Origin of the sequence: Aquimarina algiphila, from assembly GCF_947494415.1 — a bacterium.
In the GTDB taxonomy this organism is placed as follows: Bacteria; Bacteroidota; Bacteroidia; order Flavobacteriales; family Flavobacteriaceae; genus Aquimarina; species Aquimarina algiphila.
Genome location: NZ_CANLVC010000002.1, coordinates 268,249 through 287,044, shown reverse-complemented (window position 1 = coordinate 287,044; position 18,796 = coordinate 268,249). Strand labels below are relative to the sequence as shown.

The window sequence follows — 18,796 nt, the reverse complement described above, 5'->3', positions numbered from 1 at the left end:
AGTGGCAGCAAAAGTAAGAAGATTATGAATACGTTTAAGTAAAGAAAAGGTAACTAAAAATAAAAAGGATGTCCCCTCCCGTTAGTCCGTCACTAGTGGCATTATTATAAGTTCAACAAATCATGAAAACTCAAGTAGATAAAACCCAAGAATCACAAAAAGAAATCGTACAAAGATCACAACAAGAACCAAGTACAGGTAAAGGCGGTGAAGCTACGATTGCCGACAATCGTCAAACTACAGCAGTACAACGAAAATTAAGATCTGCAATGGGTAGTGCTGAAGATACCACTAATCCCATCCAGCGAAAAACTCGTCCTATGCCCTTCGGCTCAGCTCAGGAACCACGTAGTCGAAGGAACAAAACAGGACTACCTGACAACCTAAAATCAGGTATCGAAAATCTATCCGGCTACAGTATGGATGATGTAAAAGTACATTATAATTCTAGCAAACCTGCTCAACTACAAGCACATGCCTATGCTCAAGGTACGGATATACATTTGGCGTCAGGACAGGAAAAACATTTACCACACGAAGCCTGGCATGTAGTACAGCAGAAACAAGGAAGAGTAAAGCCCACAAGACAGCTAAAAAGTAAAGTGAATATCAATGATGATGTAGGATTAGAGAAAGAAGCAGATGTGATGGGACATAAAGCCTTATCGACACAAACAACAAAATTTAACGTTCCTCAAGAAACATGTTGTTTCGCATCAGAAGCTCCGATTCAAATGCGAAACAACGCGTTTCCTAGAAATTTTAGAAGTACTCCTGGGCAAAATAATGCAGAAAACTTAGAGATGGTAATTAATCATACTTGGAATAGTAGTACTAATAATGCCGGGGATTTGAATGATATTAGATATCGTGAAATTATTATGTTTAATCAAGATCCAAGAGCTGTAATTCCGGAATACCCTTTAACACCAAACATGACCATTAATAATAATACTTTAATTAATGAATTTGGCACGATGGAAGGTGAGGCGGCCCAAGAAAATCTTTTGGGAGCAGGATTAGCAACAAGTATTTATGTTGGAGGAAGGCAAAATTTACTTCGTACAAATTGGACTTTAAGCGGGACTCAGTATTACGAATATTATGACCCTAATAATAACAATAGGTTGTTTGGTTATTTTCGTAATGATGGCTGGATACGTCTTAATAATGAGCAATTTACTTTGACACGTACAATGATTCGAAGACAGGATGGTAAATACGAATTAGCCTTTTCTAAGGTAGGACCCGGATTAAATGAATTTGTAGGGCCTACAATTATTTCTGAGTATGATGGTTCTGATAATGCCTTTGCAGATCATGGTACTCTAAGAGGAGATCAAACTGATATACAAAATGGTGTAGATCGTCAAATGCAAAGAACAAATCATCGGTATCATCCTATAGCTAATGAAAATTATAGATTTAATGGACAGCAGGTGAACTTTAGGTATCAAATGACTATGCCCAATAACAACAATAATCGCGTAATTCAGAATTTACTTGTTCATATTAGATCGGGAATTGATATGATGAGACCTATTTTAGAAGAGATGAATCCACCACCACCTCCAAATTTTGATATAATTTTTACAGATGTGGGGTCTATTTCACAACAATCTATTTTTACAAGTCAGAATGGGGGGACTTACACAATATATTTACGTTTAGATAAATTACAAACTCGAAGTCCTCAATTAACTCGATCAATTCCAGGGCAGGTTTCGTTAGAATCTTCTGAAAGGGAAGAAATGGGAAAATGGGTAAAAGCCACCTTTATCCATGAGATGGCCCATATGTTACATGCTTTTAATGATCGAGATAAGTTTTTAGGAAGTACCACTTTAAATTTTGCGGGAATTAACGATTCTACTGTAATAGGAACAAGAATGGTTGATGTAGCGCAAGGAACAAATGAATTTCAAAGAATTCAAACAAGACGACAGATTGCACTTGATAACGAGGCTCTTATGAATGCTATACGTAGGTATTCAAGAACGTTTAAAAGCAAATCTGCTTATAAATATGCGATAGCTAAGAAAATAGCATATAAAACTTCTAGAACAACTCATGATCGAAAAGTAGCGGCAGCAAATAATTTTGAATTTCGTTGGGCATATGGTGCGGGCAATCCTGCAGAAATTGTGGCAGAAGTTTTTACTTCATTACTTCATAACTTGCCAGTACCCGAAGGACTTGCAGCGGTGTATGTTGCATATGGGGGACTACGTACACCAGCTATAGATGGGGTATTGGTAAATTCTTTTGCTAATGGAGCCATACCTAATAATTTAAATAGCGTGCAAGCGGCTATAGATTACTTAAATAATCTTAACAGAGCGGCTGTTAATTAATGTTATTTTGCTTCAGGAAGTTTTTCGGCTTTGTAGTACCAATGTCGCTCCAGATAGTCTATGACTAGTGAATATTAAGTCGAAATTATTATAATACTGATTTGTGCTATTTCTATAGTAGTAATTTGTAATTATTGCAGGCAATTTTTTTAATGTGAATGCACTTTCGTAGAATCAACAGTGAAAAGGTAAGGGATGTAATAGAAAAAAGGTATAAGCACTAACTAGTTAAGTAACGAATGCTGGGAGAGCGATAAAAAAGTATTATGAAAAAAAGAACCGATAAAACCCAAGAACCACAAAAAGAAATCGTACAAAGAGTACAACAAGAACCAAGTACTGGTGGTGAAGCTATTATAGCAGATAATCGTCCGACTAAAGCAATACAACGAAAATTAAGATCTGCAATGGGTAATGCTGAAGATACCACTAATCCCATCCAACGAAAAAACAATACAGGCTTACCCGATACCCTAAAATCCGGTATCGAAAACCTCTCTGGGTACAGTATGGATGATGTAAAAGTACATTACAACTCTAGCAAACCTGCACAGCTACAAGCTCATGCCTATGCGCAAGGTACAGATATCCACCTAGCGCCAGGACAACAAAAACATTTACCTCACGAAGCCTGGCACGTAGTACAGCAAAAACAAGGGAGAGTAAAACCAACCAGACAGCTAAAAAGTAAAGTAAATATCAATGATGATGCAGGATTAGAGAAAGAAGCGGATGTGATGGGCAAGAAAGCTTTAGGTTTTTCTTTTAATAGAACAGCAGAGTCAGAACCGTTAAAAACCGAAGGTTTATCAAGTGACCAAGCTATTCAAAGATATGAGATCAAAAATGAAGGTCTCACAGTAGCGGGTGAATTTCATTCTAAGTCAGAAGAACAACGTAAACTGGAAGCCGAATTTGTTAAATCAGTAAAAGGAGCATCTGCCCAAGTCTGGACGGAAAACAAAATGCCGGGTAGTAAAACAGATGCATATGAAGCTAGCGAAATACCGGAACATCTTCTGCTAAGCGGTATAGATCGTATCAAATATTACAGCACCATTTTGATGGCTCAACTGTCAAAAGATAATCCATTGGTATTATCAGCATCTAATATGGCAATAAGTACATCTATAAAAGCCCTAAAAGATGCTCACGGAACGATTTCTAATGACTTAAGTAACGCTCTTTTCAAGAGAAAAATAGATGTTGAAAATGATCCGCACATAGTTCTGCAAACCTTGAAACATGACGATTTTTTTATGACTATTATAACGAGTGATACAAAAGAAATAGATGAAAAAGAAAAGAGCACACTTCTTAAGAATTATAAGAATTTTTTAAGTGACTTAGAAAATTTTGATAAGTCCATTTCTACTATCATAACTATCCCGAATGGCAGAAATATTTCACATAATTTTATTCGTTCAAAAAGGATGAATGACATAGCAAATGAAAAAAAAGATGTTAATGGTGTTTGGTTGATTGGTCAATATCATGCACAGGAGATCCAAGAACACCTTAGACATAACATTCAATATGAACTTGTGTCTATGAAAGATTTTAATGATAGTATCCGAAAGTATGTAGGAAACGAAGGTGAATTGGTTGGTAATTTAAGTAACGAAGTTGGAGAAGTTTCAGCCTCTGCCAGAATTATTAAATCGAGTTTAAAATTCTTTAATTATCTCAATAATCATGATAATCATTTTAAATCGGAACAATTAGAAGAGAAGATTAACTTTGAGGTTCAAAGATTGATAGAACATTCCAGAATCCTGAATAGAATTAATAGGAAAGATTTAGTGGCAATAAATTTATCGATGAATAAAGAAGAGAAATCAAAAACTATTAATGATATCATGTTAATGATCAGGGTTTTAAAAGAGGAACTTGCCAATGTACCCTTGTTAACCTTTATTAATGAATTTTCGCCAGGTAAAAAGAGACCAGAGTTCATATCCTTAATATTGAAATCCTTGAGTAGAAAGAATCTTCATGAATTGGTATCTGATCTAGAAAAACTGGCAAGTGTCGCCAAGTAAAATAGACAAGGGCTCTTTACTTTCTACTCATAAATATCCTATCCTTACCTGATTATTTATCAAATAAGGGTCTTACAAAGTATACCAATAAGCTACTCCTAATTATGAGATATCATAGAAGTATAGGTATCTTTGGAAGTACCCGTAGTTACTATAATAGATGTGTCACCATCATTATTAACTCTCAGTGTTGCTATATCTGATAAAAACCGTACAGAAGCAAGGTTCTTTTCGTCCTTTGGACCTTTAGTGAATTCAAGATCTTGAGTCCAATAATTCATAAAAAAGTTAATGATGAGGTCTTTACTACCCTCAAAAACTACTTTAGTACTGATTCGTTTTCCGGTAGGTAACTTGTCATAATATAACTTATATGATATTTTTCTCTTTTCGAGTTTACCAGGAGTACTGCTTTGGTGTACCCACTGTAAACAATTCGTTCCGCAGGGTATAGATTTGGCTTGCCATTTTGTTTTGTCCCGAATAAAAGATTGAACCATAGTGCTAACACCATAGGCATAATCTACCTGGTCACTTGTAGTGTTGGTAAGTAACCATTGTTTGTCGTGTGCAGCTGCTGCCGCAATATCCTCTTGCGAGTAATTTGTTTGGGCAAAAAAAGTAAGAGGAAATAAAAATAAAAGAAGTAATAGTTTTTTCATAAGCTATTGATTTGTAAAAGTTTGTACTTCAATTTACGAAATTTTTTGAAATTTTATACTAATAAGTGCCACTAAAGATTGGTAGATTATTTAGATAAATGTTGAGAATAAAAACAAGCTATAAGCTTTTGTCGGTAGTAGAGGCATTTGTAGAGTACTATCATTATGATTTAAAATACTACCTAATATTGTAAACTTTTTTAGAATTTGATAGATAATCTTATCACATTAGTTACAATATATTCATCTTTAGATTTTTAACAAAAACTGTTAAAATACTACTCTTTGTCCCTGATTATCTGCAAAACCCACTTATATAAGTGGGTAAGGGGGACTTATATAAGTGGGTGTTGTTGTATAAAATATTGTATAAGGGTACTTGTTATAGTGGTGCGGCTTCGAGATGAACAAGGGGTAGGGTACTTAAAACAGAAGTGCCACTATCCTCAGAGGGAAGTAACGCTATGCTCAGACAGAAGTAACACTTCTGTCTGAGCATAGTGGCTCCTGCCTTCATAAGAGGGGGTGGGTACTATAGAGGTGGGGCAGGGTACTACAGAAGTACCTTAAACACATGAGTTTGTGTTAACTTTTTAACACATCTCATATAGAAAAATCTTAATGATACAGATTTAATCCACAAAGCTGCTGTATGAGTTTTTGTGAGTTAGTAGTGTTTTATGTTAAATTTGGCATAAAAATTGGATTCAATACAATGAAAGCAATCATGGTCATAAGATGTATTATGAAAGCAGTTTTAACTAAAAAAATAAATTGTACTATCACTGAATGCTTTAATCAAAATCATTTTTAAAAACTAACAAATTTATCTTTATGAAAAAAAATCTACTTTTTGCATGTACACTTGTATTTTTCTCTATGTTTATCGCTTGTAGTGATGATGATACCACAGAACCAGAAACAGAATTCATTGACCAGGTACTACAAGGTAAAATTGATGGAGAAAGTTGGACCTTTGTTAATGGTACAAGTAGTATTGATGATAAAATCCATCTGGATTTACTAAGTACCGAAACTGAATGTGGTGCGTCTAATTTTGAGAAAAAAAGTAGAATCATCTTTTCTATCACTAATGCCGTGGGTATTTATGAACTCAAATTTGACTTTAACGATTTAGAAAATTCTCAAACGGTTACCTTATTGAGTTATGACGAAGAAGGAACACCTATAAATAACATTGCCACAGAAGGTACTGTTGAAATCACTGACATTACAGAAACTAAAGTCATTGGTAGAATCAATGCAAGAAGTGACGATAACAGTTTTGTTAATGGTAACTTTGAAGCTTCTGTATGTAACTAATTAGCACCTCAAATAATACAACCAATGGATCATTTTATATGGGTTCATTGGTTTTTTATTACCTGGTATTGACCTATGAAATATTTTCTACAAAATCTAAAAAGACGTTCTTATGGCGTTCGAGATCCATATCAGGAGAAAGTGCTACACGGGCAATATAATCTTTGTCACCTTCTTTAGTCGTCCCTTGGGTTGAGGTTGCAGGTATTGTCCAATAACATCCCTTTAATTGCCCATAGCTTACACAGTATTTGCTTTCATTAGGGATTTCATTAATCATCAAGTTGATCAATTTTAGGTTTAAAGCTCTTTTATAGGATTCTTTTTCTTCTTCAGTATTTCCCTTAGTAGGGAGATCTAGTGAAAACACAGATGGAGTAAATCCTTGTTCTGCCAAGTCTTCTGAAACAAAATTGATATTTGCCTCAGGTAAAGTAGCGTTGATAAAGGTTACAAATTCTCGTGTATTCTTATAGGCATCATGAATCCTTTGATTCATAGAGGGCAATTGTTTTGCTAAAATTTCCATCTGAAGATCAGTAGCTTCGTTATCGCAGAGTCTTAGATGTAATTTTATATTGTCCATCAAAGCTTTGGATTTTTTATTAGCTACACAGTATCCTGCAGTACATTGACCGCCACTCGGAAATTTAGAACCGCTCACATAAGCAATCGTTCTAACCGTAGAGAGTATGTTATCTTCACCCAGAAAGTGGACATTCGGGCAAAATGTTTGATCCAAAATAAAAACAGGATCAATAGCGGTTTCACCATTCTTGGTTTTACGTTCCTTGCTTAAAACATCTTTTAACTTGATAAGATCAGGAACTTCAACTCTAGGATTTGTCGGAATTTCTGCAATGATATAGGGAACAGCATCTTCTTCAGCAATTTTGTCTAAAACAATATCTATACTTTGCACCATGTCTTTACCACCATCAACAGGTAAATCCATAACTTCGACAGTATCAATACAAGCAGCAATTCGTCTTGCCTGGTCATTTGTACCGCCATAACAATTTGGAGGGACAACAATTTTAATAGATTTTCCTTTATGCTTTTCGAAAGCATCATGTATTAACCCCATCATAATTGCATATTGCATGGATAGTCCGCTAGACGCTACCAGAGCATCTATATTGGTACTTGTAATCTCCTTTATAGAAGCTAAGACCTGTGTTTTATTAGTCTCGATAGTATTAGTTTTATGATCAATAGAAGATTGCTCTACTAAATGTTTTAAGGTAACCAATGTGTTGGCCGGTGTCATTGCAATGGTCTCTCTTCTTCTTACATGCTGAATTTCTGAAATATAACCTTCATTTTGCTCTCCATTTACTAATAAAATACTTCCCAATTGAGCATTTATATTAATAAAAAAATCAACATTTGGGATGAGATCAAAATTGTAAATATCATCTTGTTGCGAAATAAAAACAGTACTGCCGTCAAACTCAGAAATAGCAGATGCGTCCTCTACATGTTTGATGTTAAATGTATAGCCATAAACATGCTGTAGTATTTCTGTATTAAAAAAATCTGGTAATTCGCCTGTGTAAACGATTTGGGTATTTTTGTTATCTAATAGGTTTTTTCTTAACACTGCAAGTATAGGAATTGTAATTGATGAAAAACAGATGACATGTTCTGCCTTAAGATGATGCGTCTTAGCAATTACCCATTCTAGGACACAAGATAAAGGATGTCCTAATCGAATATAGTCGAACGCAGTAGGTAACTCATGTAGCGATGATGATTGAGAATTATGGTTGGTATATAAGATCTCAAACTGTTCTAAAAATTGAGTTTTGGCCAATTTTTCATCATAAATATCAAGTCGATGGGTGGTTAGATTTAACCAGTCACTTGGCATATTTTCTAAGACATCTTTTATATATGTTAGCATGTTATGATCTTGCATAATATTCACCTTTAGATAAGGCGGCAAATATACGGCAATTAGATTTTTTTAAAAGTATTTCAAGGTGTTTTGTTGTAGGTTTGTTGTACGCATTTGTGTCGGGAAATTTTATTTATTTGTCGGATTTGATATAGTTTTTCAATCCATATCGATATAAATTTGGTAAATACCATATGTCAGATTACTTTTATTAAAAACAAATTAAATATGAAAGCTACCAGTATTGCAAATCACGAGAAAACTTTCTTTGAAACCGGAAGAGACTCAGACGGAAAAGAATTTGTTTTAACAGAAATGACAGTACCTATTAAAGGTACAAACCAAGTCATGCCGTATGTACGTTGTAGACCAAAAAATGGAGATACTTCGTTTTATTTTCAAGAGAAAAATACAAAAACTCAGATCGTATTGCATTATACTGCTGGGTATATAAAAGGAGATGTAGCAGCTTTGTCCAAACCTACAAGAGAAGTATCTACTCCATTTATTATTGCCAGAAACGGTAAGATACTCAACTTATGGTCGTCTGCTTTTTGGTCATACCATTTAGGTTCAGGAGCTGTTGGAGGTAATACCAATGGTGGTAAACGAACCATTGCGATAGAAATGTCCAATATTGGTTTCTTAAAAAGAATAAATAACCAATTGGTTACCGTGTACAGTGATACTGATGTGTATTGTGATATAAACGAAGAACAATTTTATACAAAACTCGATTCTCCTTACAGAGGAGAACTATATTATGCCACCTTTACCAAAAAGCAATACGATAGTTTATTGCTGTTACTTCGTTATCTCACTGCAGAATATAATATACCAAGAGCCCTTTTGACAGAGGATAAGCGATATATAACAGTGGCAGAAAATGAGTTAGTTAATTTTAAAGGTATCGTATCTCATGTCAATTACAGATCGTCGGGCAAGTGGGACATAGGTCCTGCTTTTGATTGGGGAAAAATAATTGAAGGCCTGGGATAGAACTCTTAAAGCTACATTGTGTCGGAAAAGTCATATCATTTGGCGTGTTTGTTATAGTAGCATAACCATGTGCTAATGTAATTTTGTTAAGTAGGATAATTTGGATTAAAAATTATTCTCAAAGATAAAATCATTACACATGAAAAATTTCTATAAACTTATATTTGCGTCTTACATTTTACTTTTTATGTATGGTTGCGCGAGTTATGCTCCTAAGGATAATAAACTTTCTATAGTTTTATCAAAAACGCAGAAAGCAATAACAGGTCTTGCAGAAAAAACAACTGTTACAAATGATGATAATCTTATCAAGGCATTCAGTAAATTAGAAAAAAAGAGTATAGAATTATTTCCGGCTTTAGAAGTGTGTAATAAAAAATATGCACTTACACCAGAGTATATGGCTACGCTACAAGAAGCACAAAAAACATTAGAGCGTTTACATAAAGATTTCAATACAATATCCAATAAAACATTTCTTCTTGATGCAATATACCTGGATTACGATGCCAAATTAGCATCTATTACCAGCAGTGCCAAAAATGACGCAAATACCAAAATCAAGGTCATTGTAGATTCTAACGAAGAAGAAGGTTATTTTGTTTTTGGAAAATTGTCATATGAAAAAGAGTTAAATATAAAACGGTTCAGGTTTAATAAACCTACCCATAATGCTTCTCAGGATTTTGTGCCGGGTTATTATTTATTTTGGTTAGAAAAAGAAGACCGGATAGGGGAACCAGAATTGCACCTGATCATGAGTGACGGGACAGAAGAGGAGAAAAAACTAGTTTTAAAAACACCTAAATAATATAAAAATGCTTGTTTCTAAATTAAAAGAAGTTTGGAAAGAGATTACGCTGCTTAGTACTTGGATTGCTTCTGTAGCAGGTGCTTTTATTATACCATTACCTTCTTGGCATGCGTCTGATGAAAACACTTCTTTTTTTATGAAATTCGGAGTGTTTATTGCAACAGCACTTGCCGGATTTCTGATTTTGTATTCACATAAAAATAAATTGATTAGGACCTGGATGCGCTTATCTGTGCAATTTATCGTACTTCTTATAGGGTTTTATGCTACGTATCATTTTGCTAGAGAAACGAGAACATTACCTTATATCGATAAAGATATTGTTATTGGTAATGAAATGCTGGATGATAACCCTTTTGAGGCGTTTAAGGCATCACATGGATTTTTACCAGCCAGAAATGAACAGATGATGATTCTTTTGGGCGATCCCGAAAAAGCGTGGACCAAAAAGAGTATCATGTCTAATAGAATACAATTAATGGCGCTTTTATTTTTTTGCTACCTGTTTTCTGCCGGGTTTATTATTTCTTTTTGCAATCTGGTGATTTTATATAAAGATAAGTATAGAATTAAGATTGAAGCAAAATAAGTGTTGGTATTCAAAAATCGCATTATCTAAATTTTTATTTTAGATTGCAATCCATAATCTATTATGTTTTTGTCATTCTAGTTGAGATTAGAATCTTTTCGAGACGAATCAAAGTTTTGATTTACATTGATAAATCGCATCTTATCCTCATTGATTTATCTCAAAAAAAGCGATAACACATCTTCTAAGCTAAAATCCTTACCGATCTTTTACATCTAAAATAAGGTTAAGGCAAAGGAAGCTAGTGCTTTATATGATTTAACATTTGTTACTGGTTTGATTAAAAAAATGATAAGTAATTTTATAGTCAATTGAAAAAGCTTGAAACCTATCCTGCTTGTAACCATTATTTTTCATGATTTTTTTTAAATTTTCCTTATATCAATTAAAAAGACATATATGTATAAAAAGATCAACTCTTTCAATTGTCGTTGGCGTCTTTTTCTATCTCAATTGTATACAGGTAGCAGCAAATACTCAGAAAATTGATAGCTTACTGGATCAATTGAATTCATATGAAGCAGAAGATACAGTAAAAGTAGATCTTCTTAATGCCGTTGGTTTTGAATATTGGATTGTAGATGCTAATGAATCAATTAATTTTGGAAAAGAGGCATTACGACTATCAAGGTTATTGGGATATGCCAATGGTTTGGCTAAAGCAAATCGTATAATAGGAGTTGCTTATTGGGCGCAAGGCAATCAAAATAAAGCATTAGAACATCTAAACATTTCTCATAAAGTATATAAAAAGATACAAGATAAAACAGGATTAGCCAATACCAGACTTAATATAGGTATGGTGTATGCAGACCTCAAAGAGTATGAAAAAGCGTTACATAATTATGAGCAGGCCATCAATGAGTTTACTGCTTTAGAATTAAAAAGCAGAATAGCAACTACTTTTACTAAAATAGGAACTATCCTTATAGCACAACATAAAGATTCTGAAGCGCTGAAGTATCTTACAGATGCATTACAAATGCATACCGCTAATGATTTTATATATGGGATATCAGAAGCGCATAATCGATTGGGAATGTTATACCTTAATAAAAATGAAATCGAGCAAGCTTATTATCATATTAAAAAGTCAATGACATTGGGTAATGAAGTTAGTGATATTGACGGATTAACCAATAATCTCATTATTTACGGAAAAATTCTAAGACTTGATAATAATTTAGAGGAAGCTGCAATTGAATTAAATAAAGGTTTAGAACTGGCTAAAGAAAATCACCTAAAGAAATATGAACTATTTGCTTATGAGGAGTTGAAAGAGCTTAAAAAGCAACAATATAAACCAGAGGAAGCCTTAATGTTTTATGATAAATATATAACATTAAAAGATTCTCTTTTTAACACAGAAAAAGCAAAGCAAATCGCTTATTTAGAATTCAAAAATGCATTAGAGCGAAAAGATAAAGAATTGGAGGTGTTAAAAGAAAAAGAAAAAACGGATAACTTAATAAAATTGCTTTTGGTTCTGGGAGTTACTATTATATCTATTGCCGGATATATGATTTACGCCATAGCAAGGCAGCGAGCTAGAAAAAGTAAAGAATTGTCTACCAAAAGCCAAGAACTTCTGGAATCTGTATATGCCCTCACCCAAAAAGATTTAGAAAATTCTGAATTAAAGCGACAGGAATTAAAACAACAATTAGATTTTAAAAATAAAGAACTTACCTCATATGCTCTTAATTTTATTAAGAAAAACGAAGTAGTACAGCAATTGCATAGTACCATACAAGATGTCAAAAAATCTTCCAATATTGAAAAAGATAAATTGATAGCAGACCTTAATAGAATAATACGAAAAAACTTAAGTATTGATAGAGATTGGGAGGATTTTAGTAGATTTTTTGAAGATGCACATCAAGGTTTTTATTCTAAATTAAAATCAAAACATGAAGATTTAAGCACAAATGACTTAAAAATTTGCTCTTTAACTCGATTAAATTTGAATATAAAAGAAACGGCAAGTATACTTGGGATATCACCAGAAAGTGTAAAGACTGCACGATATCGTCTCCGTAAAAAACTAGGTTTAGATCCTCGAAAAGAAATTCTTACCTATTTAGTACATCTAGAAGAGGAATAAGAAATTTATAAAAAACGGTAAACCGCAAAACTCTGATTATGAGTATTTTGATTTTTATGTGTTTACCTTTTGTACACTTTTTTTAACAACTAATCTCGTTAAGTCTACGTATTGTAAACGTTGTTTCTATTGAAAGTTTTTCATCCTTCCATACTTTTAGTATCCCAACTTATGATATTATTTAAGAATATCATTTTTATAGTAAATAGAAAAAAGACTAAGCTACGTAAACAGTCAAAAAACATTTTATTCTATAAAAATATACTTTATGAAGCCTGATACTAAATATACAAAAAACGGTGATATTAATATTGCATACCAAGTTTTTGGTTCAGGTCCTATCGACTTAGTTTATATCCCTGGATGGGTTTCTAATATCGATTGGATGTGGGCTTGTCCAGAACTAGTGAGTTTTTTAACAGAATTAGGAAAAATAACTAGAATTATTCTATTTGATAAACGAGGAACCGGACTTTCTGATCGTGTAGCAGAGCTCCCTACTTTAGAAGAAAGAATGGATGATATTCGAGCAGTGATGGACGCTGTTGGTTCACAAAAAGCCGTATTGTTTGGACACTCAGAAGGAGGATCTGTTTCGGCATTGTTTGCTGCTACATATCCAAACAGAACTATCTCTCTGATTGCTTTTGGGATATTTGCTAAACGCATATATGCGCCTGACTACCCTTGGGCTCCAACCAACGAAGAACGTCAGGAAGTTTATGATATGATTGAAAATAGTTGGGGGAGTGGAGAGATGAACCTAGAGTCACTAGCCCCTTCAAAAGCCAATGATAAAGTGTTTATGGATTGGTTGGCTAATTACTTTCGTTCAGGAGCAAGTCCAAGTGCAGCTATGATATTAACAAAAATGAATACAGAGGTAGATATCATTAACATTTTAGGGTCTATAAAAGTTCCTACCTTAATATTACAACGTACACATGATATTGATGTCAAAATAGAGGAGGGACGATTTATAGCAGAACGTATAGAGGGAGCTAAATTTGTTGAGTTTGAAGGTAGCGATCATCTGTTTTGGACAGGTAATACCAAAGTGATTTTGGAAGAGATGAAAGCCTTTATTTTAAAAATAAGGCCAAAACCGGTATATGAAAAACGACTCTGGACTATAATCGTTGGGCGCATTATGCCTTCAAAAGCTAATAGCCCAAGACATCAAAAATTTATTAAACAATATGTAAAAGAATATAGAGGGAATATAGTTCAATATAACACAGAAACATTTACCGCCACTTTTGAAGGGCCAAGTAGAGCAGTACAGTGTAGTATGGATCTAGTAGATAAAATTAGGGATTTGAATGCCCAATTGACCATCGGTATTCATATCAAAGAATGTTTGGTAGGGAATCCTGTAAACAAAGAGATAGAAGATTTTGCTACATTAGTTTTTAAGAAACCTATACCTAATCAAATATTGTTAACTCAAACGGTAAAGAATTTACTAGTAGGTACTCATGTGAATTTTACACCACACAAAACAATTTTTGAAACTGAATCTGGTGAATCTCTGTTACTATTTATTGTTACTGAAAAAATTAGGCATACTATAGAAATCAATAAGGTTGATCATAATACAATGTTTCAAAAAGACTCTTTCCTGGAAAAAGTACTTCAAAACATCGATGATCATCTTGGTAATGAACATTTTGGTGTAGAAATGCTTTGCAGGGAAATAGGTGTTAGTGAACGGCAATTGCAACGAAAACTTAAAGCTATTACTAATAAGTCTCCAAATAAATTAATTTGCTCGGTACGTTTGCATCGTGCCAAAGAATTAATTCTACGTCAACAAAGTACTATCGCCGAAATTGCTTTTCAAGCCGGGTTTTCTAACCCTTCTTACTTTTCTAAGTGTTTTAAAAAGGAATTTTCTGTAAGTCCGTCTTATTTTGCTTCTGGTATTTTAAATGGTTATTCCTAAGATTAAGGAATCGGTATTTAAGTTGTTTATTGAGTCTAAATAATTCGAAATATTGTTTTACGAATGCTTCTCCTTCATTTATTATGCCTTATGATCCATTCTTCGGCAAAGTAATTTACAGAAGAATGGACCTTGAATTTGATTAACAAATAGTTTTGATATGTCTCACTTACCGATCAATGTGACTGAGAGACGAGCTGTCGTTGATCTACAATTCGTCCAATAAACCAAATGAATGGCTCTATTTGCCCTTTTAGTATACAGCTGCCCTTACAAATACTATGAAGTAATCCTTGGACATCAGATGATTGCAAAGCAGAAACCGCGTTTTTGTCAGTAAGCAGTAAAGAACAAGAAGGTAAATCACAACTTTTATGAGTATTTAATGTCACGTCTCCATCTTTTAATACAATTGTGATAGGTTCAGACTGTTCAGAAATACGAACAGATATAGCTAAGTTTGGTGTAGGAGCAGAAACTTCAGCTATTGATTCTTTAAGGAAAGAAGAGAATGTAGCTGCCCAGGTTTTGATATCAGAACACGTTATGTTTAAATCTCTTTCTTCATCATTTGTGGTAGCGAGTTGTTCATCTACTTCGCGCTCTGCCTGGATGAGTGCTTCTAGTGTTTTGTCCACGTCATCACGTGTGTGAGCGGCCGAGCAAATAAGTCTTAAACGACCTCGCCCACTTTCCACAATTGGATAGGTTACAGCTGATGTTTGAATACCACGTTGATATAGACTTTGTACTATTGCATAAAGTTTATCCTTGTTACTAAAATGAGGAGTGATAATAGGTCCGTCCCCAGTCCCTAGATCATATCCTGCACCTTCAAACTGCTGGCGCATATAACGAGTCGTGTCCCACAGTCGTTGACGCAATGCATCATCTACACGAAGACGTCGTAACGAAGTAAGTGCTGCTGCCATGTCTGCCGGGCTAATAGAAGCCTGAAATATGTAGGCTCTGGAAGATGACTTCATAAGGTCAACATGTTCCTGGCTGGCCGCAACAACTCCGCCTAAGCTTCCTAATGCTTTACTAAGTGTTGTCATAATGAAATCTACCTCTTCAGTAACGCCTTGAGCAGCGCAAATCCCGGCTCCACCTTCACCGTAAAAACCAAAAGAATGCGCTTCATCTACAAGAACGAGTGCATTATATTTTTTTGCTGTACGTACTATTTTTGCAACCGGTGCAGCGCCTTCTCCCATGCTATATACACCTTCAAGCACTACCATAATACTACAATAAGGAGACACTTCCGACTCAAGGACAGCCTCTAGATCAGATGGATCATTATGTTTGAAGGTTCTAATAGTTGCACCGCATAGACGAGCACCATCAACAATGGATGCATGACAGAGTTGATCGATAACAACAACATCGTTTTTTCCCAGAATCCCTGCAATAGCTCCAACATTAGCTGTATATCCTGTTGGAAACAGGCAAGCACTAGGTTTTCCTACTAAATCGGCAAACTCTGTTTCAAACTCAAGGTGTTGATTTGTCATACCTGAGGCCGCTGCAGATGTACCCATTCCGGTTCCAAAACGTTCTAAGGCAAGAGAAGCTTCTTCCATTACTTTCTGATCACGATTCAGACCTAGATATAGATTAGTCGTCCAGATAATAGCTTCTTGCTCTTCATCATTATAGGCATCTCCAACGATCCCTTTGGTGGCACTTCCAGTTCGTAATACCTTGCTGTAAGGGTTTCTGCGATTGTCATTTACCATACGTAAAACTTCTTGAACCAGCTTACTTTTATCATTTGCGTTCCATGAGGATGCTTTTGCAGCTTGAAATGTAGGATGACTTGATTGGATATGTGTTTGAAAACTAGCAAGTGAATCTGTAGCTACACTAGGCAATTTATCTGTTGCCTGATTATCCTCACTGCTTCTCATTATGTTGATAATATAATTGACTAACGCATTTGGAGTAGAGTGTTCAAAAATTGCTTGAGCAGGCAGTTTTTGCCCTAATAATTTGGTGAGTCGACTACTAAACTCCAATGTAGTTAAGGAGTCAAGACCAAGGTCATCGAATGAATGATTTGATACTACATTTGCAGGATCACTTAAGTTGAGGAGAGAAGCCACTTCGTTCTGAATGATCGAAAGTATTACTTCTTGTTTTTCCTTTTTAGAACCAAGCAAATGTTGCATGAGAATGTTGGTGCTTTTGGTAGCTTCTACATTTGAGGATATGGTAACTGGACTTTGTTTAATAGGCTCCTCCTTTTCTAAATTCATGAGTTTTTTGCGATCCAGTTTGTCATTAGGTAAAAGAGGTAGTTCTTTTAGGTGTTTTACAATCTGAGGAACCATGTATTTTGGTAATCGTTGTGATAAATAAGATTTTACTCTCTCTTCTGTTACCGTTTCATCACGACTTACAACATAGACCACTAGTATTTTCTGACCAATACCTCCGTCTACGGCTGCTGCCGCAGCGGCGTCAATCCCTTGCATAGATTCAAGGGTTGATTCAATTTCTTCAAGTTCAATTCGAAAACCCCTTATTTTTACTTGTTGGTCTACTCGACCAAGAAATTCGATCTCTCTATTTTCTGTCCAACGACACAAATCACCTGTTTTGTATAATCGATTATCAGGAATAAGGTCGTTAGGTTCTATCTCTATAAAACGTTCCTTGGTGAGGGCTTCATCGTACAAGTATCCCTTTGCAAGCTTGCTTCCTGCAAGATATAATTCTCCAGCTACTCCTGTAGAAACAGGTTGTAAATCATCATCCAAAATGTACGCACGCGAGTTTGGTACGGATTTACCGATGGTTACGACTTTGGTGCCAAGAGGAACTTCGGCAATGGTTGAATACACGGTGTCTTCGGTAGGGCCATATGCATTTAATACGCGTAGATCAGGATTTTGTGCATATACCTGTTCAACCAGTGAGCGTTTGAGGGCTTCACCTCCAAAAACTAAACATTGTATCCCCTCAGGTAATCTTTCAGTAGCGAGTAATGCTTGCATTGAGGAGGCAACCATTACACATGTTCTCACCTGATCTATTGCAGGAAGATTAGTTAACTCCAGTGCATTTTTTGCAAGTATTACTGTACCACCAAGTGATAAAGTACCCATGGTTTCCATAACCGAAGTATCGAAACACACAGAGGCACCAGCAAACACTCCTTTTAACTCTTCATTACTGAATAGTTTGCGCATCGATTGACTCATGTATACCATGCTTTTGTGTTCTACAGCTACTCCTTTTGGTTTTCCTGTTGAACCAGAAGTGTAAATTACATATGCCAAATCGTTTTCTGATGGTCGTATTAAGCAATCTGTATGATTTCCTAATGCATTGATCCATAAAAGTTCAGGTACTTGACTGCATAAGTTTGCCGAGGATTGATTATCAACAATAGCGGCAACAGCGCGAGAATGCTCTAACATATATTGAATTCTATCGTGCGGATATGTGGGATCCAAAGGTACATACGCACATCCAGCTTGCATCACACCAAGTAACGTAGCTATCAGTTCCCAAGAGCGGTTCATACAAACTCCAACCAATGATCCTGGTTTTATACCACGGTTCATAAGCTCTCCGGCAACTTCATTAGCTCGTTTTATGAGGCTTTTATAGTCAATTTTGATCTCACCATCGATAATTGCTGTGCGTTCTGGATATTCTAGCATTTGTTTTGCAATCAGTCCACAAATTGTTGTTTTTAAATCATCACCTGTTTTTTGAGAAAGCTCTTTCTCCATTAATTTTTGCAAGTCCTGAGAGGTCATTCTAATCATCTCTTTTGTATAATTTACTCCCGCTGCACTCAACATGCTTTGTCGGTTATTAGCTATTTCATCCTCGCTTGAGCCTGAATTAAAACGGTCTAATTTGTCTTCATTGGTTAACAGTTCGCTAAAAAACTGAGTTAATTTGTCCATTTTTTTCTTTTTTTATAAAGTTAAAGAGAGTATAAATATGTCCAATAAAAATGAAGTATACAATACGTGGACTTAACGAGATTAGTTGTTAAAAAAAGTGTACAAAAAATAGACGAACACTATCAATTTATTGATTTT

General features: G+C 34.9%; 11 protein-coding genes. 8 read left to right on the top strand and 3 right to left on the bottom strand.

Translation table 11 applies throughout. From position 1 onward, the window contains the following. The first annotated feature begins 122 nt into the window (after nt 1-122). Both PQF96_RS03800 and PQF96_RS03795 read left to right on the top strand, forming a co-directional pair. Nucleotides 123-2,354 carry an eCIS core domain-containing protein gene (locus PQF96_RS03800; RefSeq protein ID WP_271765130.1) on the top strand — a complete coding sequence of 744 codons (2,232 nt, stop codon included), beginning with the start codon at nt 123-125 and terminating at the stop codon, nt 2,352-2,354. A 266-nt stretch (nt 2,355-2,620) separates the two neighbouring features. Then, nucleotides 2,621-4,396 carry an eCIS core domain-containing protein gene (locus tag PQF96_RS03795; protein WP_271765129.1) on the top strand — a complete coding sequence of 592 codons (1,776 nt, stop codon included), beginning with the start codon at nt 2,621-2,623 and terminating at the stop codon, nt 4,394-4,396. A 98-nt stretch (nt 4,397-4,494) separates the two neighbouring features. Here the strand turns inward: PQF96_RS03795 and PQF96_RS03790 are convergent, their stop codons facing one another. Beyond that, complete coding sequence (locus PQF96_RS03790) at nt 4,495-5,058, bottom strand: hypothetical protein (RefSeq protein ID WP_271765128.1); 564 nt, start codon at nt 5,056-5,058, stop codon at nt 4,495-4,497. Between the two features lie 834 nt (nt 5,059-5,892). Between PQF96_RS03790 and PQF96_RS03785 the strand changes: the two genes are divergently transcribed. Next, complete coding sequence (locus PQF96_RS03785; RefSeq protein WP_271765127.1) at nt 5,893-6,381, top strand: hypothetical protein; 489 nt, start codon at nt 5,893-5,895, stop codon at nt 6,379-6,381. A gap of 73 nt (nt 6,382-6,454) precedes the next feature. Here PQF96_RS03785 and PQF96_RS03780 read toward each other — a convergent pair whose 3' ends face one another. Then, nucleotides 6,455-8,302 (bottom strand): PLP-dependent aminotransferase family protein, encoded by a 1,848-nt coding sequence (locus tag PQF96_RS03780; protein WP_271765126.1) that lies wholly within the window; start codon nt 8,300-8,302, stop codon nt 6,455-6,457. 207 nt (nt 8,303-8,509) lie between these two features. Between PQF96_RS03780 and PQF96_RS03775 the strand changes: the two genes are divergently transcribed. From PQF96_RS03775 to PQF96_RS03755, 5 genes are all read left to right on the top strand, one after another. Then, entirely contained in the window at nt 8,510-9,280 is a 771-nt protein-coding gene (locus tag PQF96_RS03775; protein WP_271765125.1) for an N-acetylmuramoyl-L-alanine amidase, read from the top strand. A 139-nt stretch (nt 9,281-9,419) separates the two neighbouring features. Further along, on the top strand, nt 9,420-10,091 hold the full coding sequence (locus PQF96_RS03770; protein WP_143918712.1) for a hypothetical protein: 672 nt from the start codon (nt 9,420-9,422) through the stop codon (nt 10,089-10,091). Between the two features lie 7 nt (nt 10,092-10,098). Further along, nucleotides 10,099-10,683 (top strand): hypothetical protein, encoded by a 585-nt coding sequence (locus PQF96_RS03765; protein WP_109439060.1) that lies wholly within the window; start codon nt 10,099-10,101, stop codon nt 10,681-10,683. A gap of 355 nt (nt 10,684-11,038) precedes the next feature. Further along, the gene (locus PQF96_RS03760) at nt 11,039-12,787 is read left to right on the top strand and encodes a tetratricopeptide repeat protein (RefSeq protein ID WP_271765124.1); all 1,749 of its coding nucleotides are present in this window, start codon (nt 11,039-11,041) and stop codon (nt 12,785-12,787) included. Nucleotides 12,788-13,055: 268 nt separating this feature from the next. After that, nucleotides 13,056-14,732: an alpha/beta fold hydrolase gene (locus PQF96_RS03755; protein ID WP_109439062.1), complete on the top strand. Its 1,677-nt coding sequence runs from the start codon at nt 13,056-13,058 to the stop codon at nt 14,730-14,732. A gap of 176 nt (nt 14,733-14,908) precedes the next feature. Here the strand turns inward: PQF96_RS03755 and PQF96_RS03750 are convergent, their stop codons facing one another. Beyond that, complete coding sequence (locus tag PQF96_RS03750) at nt 14,909-18,658, bottom strand: amino acid adenylation domain-containing protein (protein ID WP_271765123.1); 3,750 nt, start codon at nt 18,656-18,658, stop codon at nt 14,909-14,911. Nucleotides 18,659-18,796: the final 138 nt, after the last annotated feature.

Coding starts and splice junctions, on each gene's coding strand:
- PQF96_RS03775 (WP_271765125.1), top strand. CDS start 8,510: ATGAAAGCTACCAGTATTGCAAATCACGAGAAAACTTTCTTTGAAACC.
- PQF96_RS03765 (WP_109439060.1), top strand. CDS start 10,099: ATGCTTGTTTCTAAATTAAAAGAAGTTTGGAAAGAGATTACGCTGCTT.
- PQF96_RS03785 (WP_271765127.1), top strand. CDS start 5,893: ATGAAAAAAAATCTACTTTTTGCATGTACACTTGTATTTTTCTCTATG.
- PQF96_RS03760 (WP_271765124.1), top strand. CDS start 11,039: ATGATTTTTTTTAAATTTTCCTTATATCAATTAAAAAGACATATATGT.
- PQF96_RS03755 (WP_109439062.1), top strand. CDS start 13,056: ATGAAGCCTGATACTAAATATACAAAAAACGGTGATATTAATATTGCA.
- PQF96_RS03800 (WP_271765130.1), top strand. CDS start 123: ATGAAAACTCAAGTAGATAAAACCCAAGAATCACAAAAAGAAATCGTA.
- PQF96_RS03750 (WP_271765123.1), bottom strand. CDS start 18,658: ATGGACAAATTAACTCAGTTTTTTAGCGAACTGTTAACCAATGAAGAC.
- PQF96_RS03795 (WP_271765129.1), top strand. CDS start 2,621: ATGAAAAAAAGAACCGATAAAACCCAAGAACCACAAAAAGAAATCGTA.
- PQF96_RS03780 (WP_271765126.1), bottom strand. CDS start 8,302: ATGCAAGATCATAACATGCTAACATATATAAAAGATGTCTTAGAAAAT.
- PQF96_RS03770 (WP_143918712.1), top strand. CDS start 9,420: ATGAAAAATTTCTATAAACTTATATTTGCGTCTTACATTTTACTTTTT.
- PQF96_RS03790 (WP_271765128.1), bottom strand. CDS start 5,058: ATGAAAAAACTATTACTTCTTTTATTTTTATTTCCTCTTACTTTTTTT.